The 5,983-nt window shown below is 64.6% G+C and carries 3 protein-coding genes; 1 reads left to right on the forward strand and 2 read right to left on the reverse strand.

Going from position 1 to position 5,983, the window contains the following annotated elements; translation table 11 throughout:
- Positions 1 to 1,013 precede the first annotated feature (1,013 nt).
- The gene (locus I0Q12_RS03965; protein WP_197250691.1) at positions 1,014 to 1,631 is read right to left on the reverse strand and encodes a hypothetical protein; all 618 of its coding nucleotides are present in this window, start codon (positions 1,629 to 1,631) and stop codon (positions 1,014 to 1,016) included.
- A 798-nt stretch (positions 1,632 to 2,429) separates the two neighbouring features.
- On the opposite strand from I0Q12_RS03965, the gene I0Q12_RS03970 reads away from it, so the two are divergent.
- Positions 2,430 to 2,768: an Lsr2 family protein gene (locus I0Q12_RS03970; RefSeq protein ID WP_197250692.1), complete on the forward strand. Its 339-nt coding sequence runs from the start codon at positions 2,430 to 2,432 to the stop codon at positions 2,766 to 2,768.
- Between the two features lie 861 nt (positions 2,769 to 3,629).
- On the opposite strand, the gene I0Q12_RS03975 is transcribed toward I0Q12_RS03970, so the two are convergent.
- Entirely contained in the window at positions 3,630 to 4,589 is a 960-nt protein-coding gene (locus I0Q12_RS03975) for a phosphatidylserine/phosphatidylglycerophosphate/cardiolipin synthase family protein (protein ID WP_197250693.1), read from the reverse strand.
- Positions 4,590 to 5,983: the final 1,394 nt, after the last annotated feature.

Below are 5,983 nucleotides of genomic sequence, written 5' to 3' on the forward strand. Positions count from 1 at the left end.
CGTTGTCGATGGTAGCTATCGACGGGTGAGCGTAGAACTCCGAGCAGTGTCCGTTCGAGTGTTCGCTCGTGTTGCGACCAGCGCGAATATGTCGACCGATCGTTTGGGTCGGCGTTCGCGTCGGTTCCAGGCGACTGGGATGCACAGATTGCATCTTCGGGTTGTTGAGTGTGGCGTAGGCGAGCGCGGGTTGTCGATGGCGCGCGGCTGCGGACGATCGTTGCGGCCGCCGTGAACGCGAGCATGCGATCGGTTCTCGGATGTCCTTCCGGCGAAAAGCCTTTCGTTCATGTTGGGGAGTAAGGGTCCACTTGGTGCGGCACGGCTGCGTTCTTCTCACGGGGTTAGCTGCTGCGAGCTGACGCGGGTATGGCGGATGCGGCCGCGTCCGTACACCTGTGCTCGGCTGAGTCTCGAAGGAGACGCCGCGGGGAACGTGTTTCGGCGCCTCGGGCGTATCTCGACGGTATCGGCTTCGTCACTGGCGGTGTGCTGCCGGTCAGGTGACGATGTAGCCGAGGCTGTGCGCTGCGGTGTCGACCGCGTCGGCGAGGGCAAGGATGCGCGAGGGGGAGTGAGAGTTCGGGCCGGGTAGGCAAGGCGTCGGCGGTGCGTTCGAACAGCGCGATCGAGGCGGACCCGGCGAACCGGCCGCGGTAGATGATGCCGTCCAGATCCGGATGGGCGCGGTGGATGGTTCCTGCTCGTACTGGGCCCGGCCATGGGACACCGAGTCGAGGGAATAGTTGCCACCGAAGCCGGTGGCCCATGTTCCGCCGCCGATCCCGGAGACGTCGAGCAGACGCACAGGGCGTGTGAATGTGAGGCCGGTCAGGTGCGGATCACCGCGGTGGCGGTCGATGCCCTGGAGGACTGGAACAATTCGGCGAGTGCACCACGGGGTGGATGCGCCAGATCCTTTCGGTCGGTGTCCATTCGATGGTTTCGTCGGGGAGCAGTCCTGCTGCGCGGAGTGTGGTGATGGCGGGTGGTGGCGGGATCATCGCCGCCATCTACATCGACTCCCATTCGGCGATGGTGGTGACCTCGCGAGCCTTTTCGATGTCGTCGGCGCTGCCGGCGCTGCCGGTCAGCCACGTCACGATCGACACCGGGTGGCCGTCGACGACGAGTGAGTCCTGTGGCTGGGTGCGCAGTGCCTGCACCGTCAGTGGGTACAGGTCCTGCGCAATCGATGGCATGATCTTGTCGAGGTGGGGGACTTCGCCGGTGTCGGTGAACTGTTCGGGGAGCAGGAGTCGGTGGCGGCCCGAGTCGAACGCCCAGAGTGCGCCGGCGGTGATGCGTTGCCGGGCGCGGGCGGGTGTGACACCGAGATGGACGGCGGCGCCGTCGATTGTTTTCGAGTTGTGGACCAGTGTCGCCATGCGGATGTCGCGGTCGAGTCGTGCGATGGTCGCGGCGGTGCGGTAGCCGGTGAATCCGGCGCCGTCGAGGATACGGGCGTCGTGTTCGGACAGTTCGGGTACGACCGGGCGGGAGTCGAGGCTGTGCAGGATCTGAACGAAGTCGTCGCGGTCGAGGGGGACTCCGGTCACCTCGCGCAGGGCGTCTTCGAAGGCGAGGTGACCGCTGCGGTAGCGGTCTTCGGCAGTCGCGGACCCGGCCATGCCGATCGCATCCTTCGTTGACTATCGCTTGTAGACCATTGATAGCGCTGGTGTGGGTGGTTGTCGCCGCCAATCGGGCTCGACGGCCCGGGGTGGGGCGGGACGTGCGGCCATCAGTTGGGCATCCTCCGTGCATCGCACCTGTCCCAGGCGTGTAGATGTTCCGAGGCGGCAGCGTCCGCTCAGACGGAGGGGACGAGTCCGCGCTGAGTTCAGGAAAGAGGTTTGGTATTTCGACTGCGGTCCGAGTGTCGTCGGGATTCTTCTTAGCCTCGGGAAACAAGCCATCGGCGCGAAGCTCTTGTTTCAGGTGAGGGACATTATCACTCGACCGAAAGTATGGAAAGTCGTTGCTCGGATGGTTGGTGGTGACCGTCACAAATCTGTCTTCTGCGTAGGCCTGCGTGGTGGTTAGTTCCAAGCCCGGCGCAGGGTGGAATGGCTGATGTTGCGCGACGCATTGAGAGGGCAGTGCGGGTCGCGTCGAGGGGATCTGCCCCGGCATTGATCGTCGCTTGCATCGTCGATCAATGCAAGTGGGGGAGTGCCGTTCGGGATCGCGTGGTGATCGTCGATGCGGAGACGAGGGCGGTCGGCACGTCCCGGTGCCGCGTTGAGTGTGGACCCAATTACTGGCTCTTTCGGAGCGGTTCTCTTGTGACTTCGGATCAACTGCACAGGCAGGCACCTGGATGCGTTCACGTGCGGAACTTTCTTGATTCTAGGATTCGCCCCATACCGTGGGTATGTAGAATGTTTCCAGTCCCTTCCGAAAAGGTTGAAAATGGAGGTTTGCCGGTGGCAAGCAGAACGGTCGTGGAAGTATTCGACGACATCGATGGGACCCCTTTGGAGGATGAGGGGGAGACGATCAGTTTTGCCCTCGATGGCGTCGAGTACACCATCGACCTGAACAAGAAGAACGCCCGAGACTTCCGCAAGAAGATCGAGCACTACGTGGCGCATGCTACCCGTGTCGGAGGGCGGAAGCGGCGAGGAAGCGCGGCCAGCAAGAGCATTTCGGGTGCGCCGAGCTCCAAGGAAATCCGGGATTGGGCCATCGAGGCCGGTTACGAAGTCCCCGCTCGCGGACGTCTGCCCCAGTCGCTTGTCGACGAGTACACGGCGGCGCACTGACCTTCCGTTCGCCGGTACCGCAGAGTTCCACAATCCCGCACCCACTGCACTTTTCTTGTGCTCGTGGGTGCGGGCCACCCGGCGAAGATTGTGGTGTCGAAGTCCGATTGTCCTCGATCTGAACCGTAAGGGCCTGGACGGATCCAACGAGTGCAGGTACCAGGCGCATCAGTGGGGATGCTGCAAGAATCCCTGTGGGCCTGCCGATTCCAGCTGTGTGCGAGCCGCGGCCTGCTTCTTGATCTACAGATCGAAGCCAGAGTGGCACTGGCTCGAAATCATGGGCGGCCCAGAATCTGACCGAACCGAAATCACCCTATGCGCCAGTCGGTTTCTTCCTCGGCGCCGTCGTGTTCGAACTCGGAAGGGTGCTCAGGTAGTTGCTGAATGCACGCATCGATCTTTCCGGCTCTTTCCTCAGTCGCCGCTCATACCAACACCTTCACCACCTCGAAGGCGCAACGTCGAGCCTGTAGATTGCGGCCGTGCGTCCATCCAATCTCAGCGGATGCATTCCCGAGCGCCGTCGACATCTTGGACAAGACGGCGGTCTCGACATCACGAACCCGGCCGTCCCCAGGCCGGGAAGCCACGCACAAGCGGGTCAGGAACTCATCCGGGCGGTCACTGGGCATGGCGGCCCCTGGCCCTCAGGCCAGGTCGACCGGACGTGGTCGACCGCCGACTCTCCGATGAAGACGACAAAGGTGGGCACCTGCGTCGCCGAACACGCACCGGCGTGTGGGTATGTCAGCGTGATCGTCGCTCGCGAGAAGCGTTGGAGCGCAAGAGTTGTGGATATCACCGGGAATATCTGGTGGGAGATGCCGAACATCGTGTGTGACGGGGAATGTGCACCGTTCAGAGGTTCCACAGTTGCAGCAGAGCGGCGCGGAGTGTGGGGGAGATGACGCGGTGGTCGAAGTGGAGGCGGGGGTTGGGGTGCCCGGCGTCGGCGAGGGCGCGGATGACGTCCGGTATCGGTAGCGGCTGGAGGTCGGTCCGGGTACGCAGCAGGTAGGCGACCGCGTGGCGGGTATGGGGGATGGAGATCGGGTCGCCGGCGACGACCGCGGGTGGATGGATCCAGGCGGTGTCGGCGGTGACCTGCAGCAGCACATCGCCGCGTTCGAGGCGGTTGCGCCGGCCGGCGTCGGGTGTGTCCAGCCGCAGCCACTGCGTCTGGTATTTCGCGCTCGGCCCGCCAGCGTCACGGGGGTACGGGTGCACCGTTTCCCACACCTGTTGTTGGTCGGCGGTGGGGGTGTACTCGGTGATGCGGCGGACGAACATCCGGCGGACCGGCGTGGGGAGGAAGTCGTGGTCGCTGCGGGCGCGGCTGCCGATGCCGGCAAGGGACACGGCGCGTCCGATCGACCAGATCGCGGTGGCGCTGTCGAGGAACGCCTGGTCGACGTCGGTGGTGTCGTCGAGGGTGTCGATGAAGGTATGTGCGGCCGCAATGGCGGCGGGATCGTCTGTGACGATGGCGGTTTCGTCGGCGATGCTGGAGCTGTGGGAGGCGCTGGAGGGGCCCACGATCGCGTATCGGGGAGTGACGATGAGACCGGTATGCAGATTCGGTGTCGAGAGCACACGAACACCGGCGTCGACGAAGTACCTGAGGGCGGTGGGGGAGGTGGCGTGCGCGCGGACTGCGGCTCGGGCGGCGTTGACGATCAGCAGGTCCCCGGCGCGCAGCGGCAGTAGGTCGGGTGCGGTGGTGTCGAGGTAGGCGATCGCGACACGGCGGGGTCCTGGGCCGCGGAGGGCTGCGGTGATGTGCGGCCACGGGTGTGGTGCGTGCAGGGTCGTACCCATGGTCGGCACGGTAGCGGGTGCGGAATGAAGATGGGTAGCGATCACCGCGGCGGTGCTGCCCGCCGGAGCCAGGTGCGCACGTCCGTTCCACGGATGAACCCACCGCGCCCTCGGGGCACCTCGTTCTCGAGGGTGCCGGTGAGGACATGCGGGTCCTGTGGCTCGTGAGAATCCGGTCGGAGCCACAGCGAGGAGGGCTGTGTCGTGCTCAGGATCTATCCCACCGGTCGTTGCTGGGTGCGCGTTTCCTGTTGGCGGCGCGGCAGTTCGGCGCGGTAGTTGGAGGGCGCCTCGTCGTCGGTGCGTAAGTACATATCGGGCAAGACCAACGAGCTGCGCAACGATACGAAGTCCGAACTCAAAGCCGCCAAGTCGACCGATGTCACCTGCCCGGCCGGGTCCTCGCACCGGACGGGACACCGACGGTCGTGACGATCAGCAGATCCCCGACCAGGTGCGTGTCCGCAACGGCGACGAGGTCGGATGCGAATATCGCACCAGCACATTGGAGTTCGTGAACTCCCCTGTCTTGTTCAGTGCCGAGGGTCACGAAGAGCTCGCCGCAGCCCTGGCCGACGGCAATCAAGCGCGTGTGGGGGCGATTCTCGAGCGCCACGCCACCCTCGACCACCGGAGAACAATGGATTCGACATCTACGGCGACCAGTTCGGCCTCCCCTTCGCCACCATCGACAAGCTCGACGTCATCCGGCACTGAACAGTGGATGAGGCTTGCTCTGTACCCGGCCCGCCGGATCGCCGAGCTTCGCGGGTCCACCGGACCGCGGCGACCGGAAGATGGCGTCCGCGTGTCACCTATCCCATACGTCGCCGGTGACGGCGGCGACGTTGACAGCGATTGTGGGATGACCGGCACCGCGCTTCTGATGGAGAACGGCATGAACTGTCGTGTGCGATGTGCCTTGTCGTGTGCTTCATTCATCGGGTGGTGGACCCTTCGGAGCGAATGCATCCAGCGACAGACAGGGATCGCTCGGCGACTCGCGGCAGCGTGGGTGTGAGGCGTGGTTTACCGCGGTAAACCAGTATGCCGGCGATCCCGGCGGATAACTTGGTCGTCAATGGGCATGGGAGCGCCTATCTCCGGTGATGACCACTGGCCCGCTTCGGGTTGCTGAGCCAGTGTCCTGGCCACTTCGGTTGTCTTGCCGTGGACGCGGGTGATCTCGATGAACGCGCCGCCGAAGGCGGAGCTGATCGGGTAGCCAGTCGTTCACGCCAGGCGTGCCGTCGACATGTGTCGGCGGTGCCGGTGATGGTGCGCCGGTGATGCGACGACGGGAGTGTCGATGCGTCGGGCCGCAGGGGTTCGTTCGGGGTGAGCGGGGTGTCAGTGGCGGACGGGGTTGCCTGCCTCGTCCCAGTCGGGCAGCT

It is taken from the genome of Rhodococcus sp. CX (assembly GCF_015865005.1).
Taxonomy (GTDB): Bacteria; Actinomycetota; Actinomycetes; order Mycobacteriales; family Mycobacteriaceae; genus Rhodococcus.

What these genes read in the sequence shown, in the direction of transcription:
- I0Q12_RS03975 (WP_197250693.1), bottom strand. Translation starts at nt 4,589, where the DNA reads ATGGGTACGACCCTGCACGCACCACACCCGTGGCCGCACATCACCGCA.
- I0Q12_RS03965 (WP_197250691.1), bottom strand. Translation starts at nt 1,631, where the DNA reads ATGGCCGGGTCCGCGACTGCCGAAGACCGCTACCGCAGCGGTCACCTC.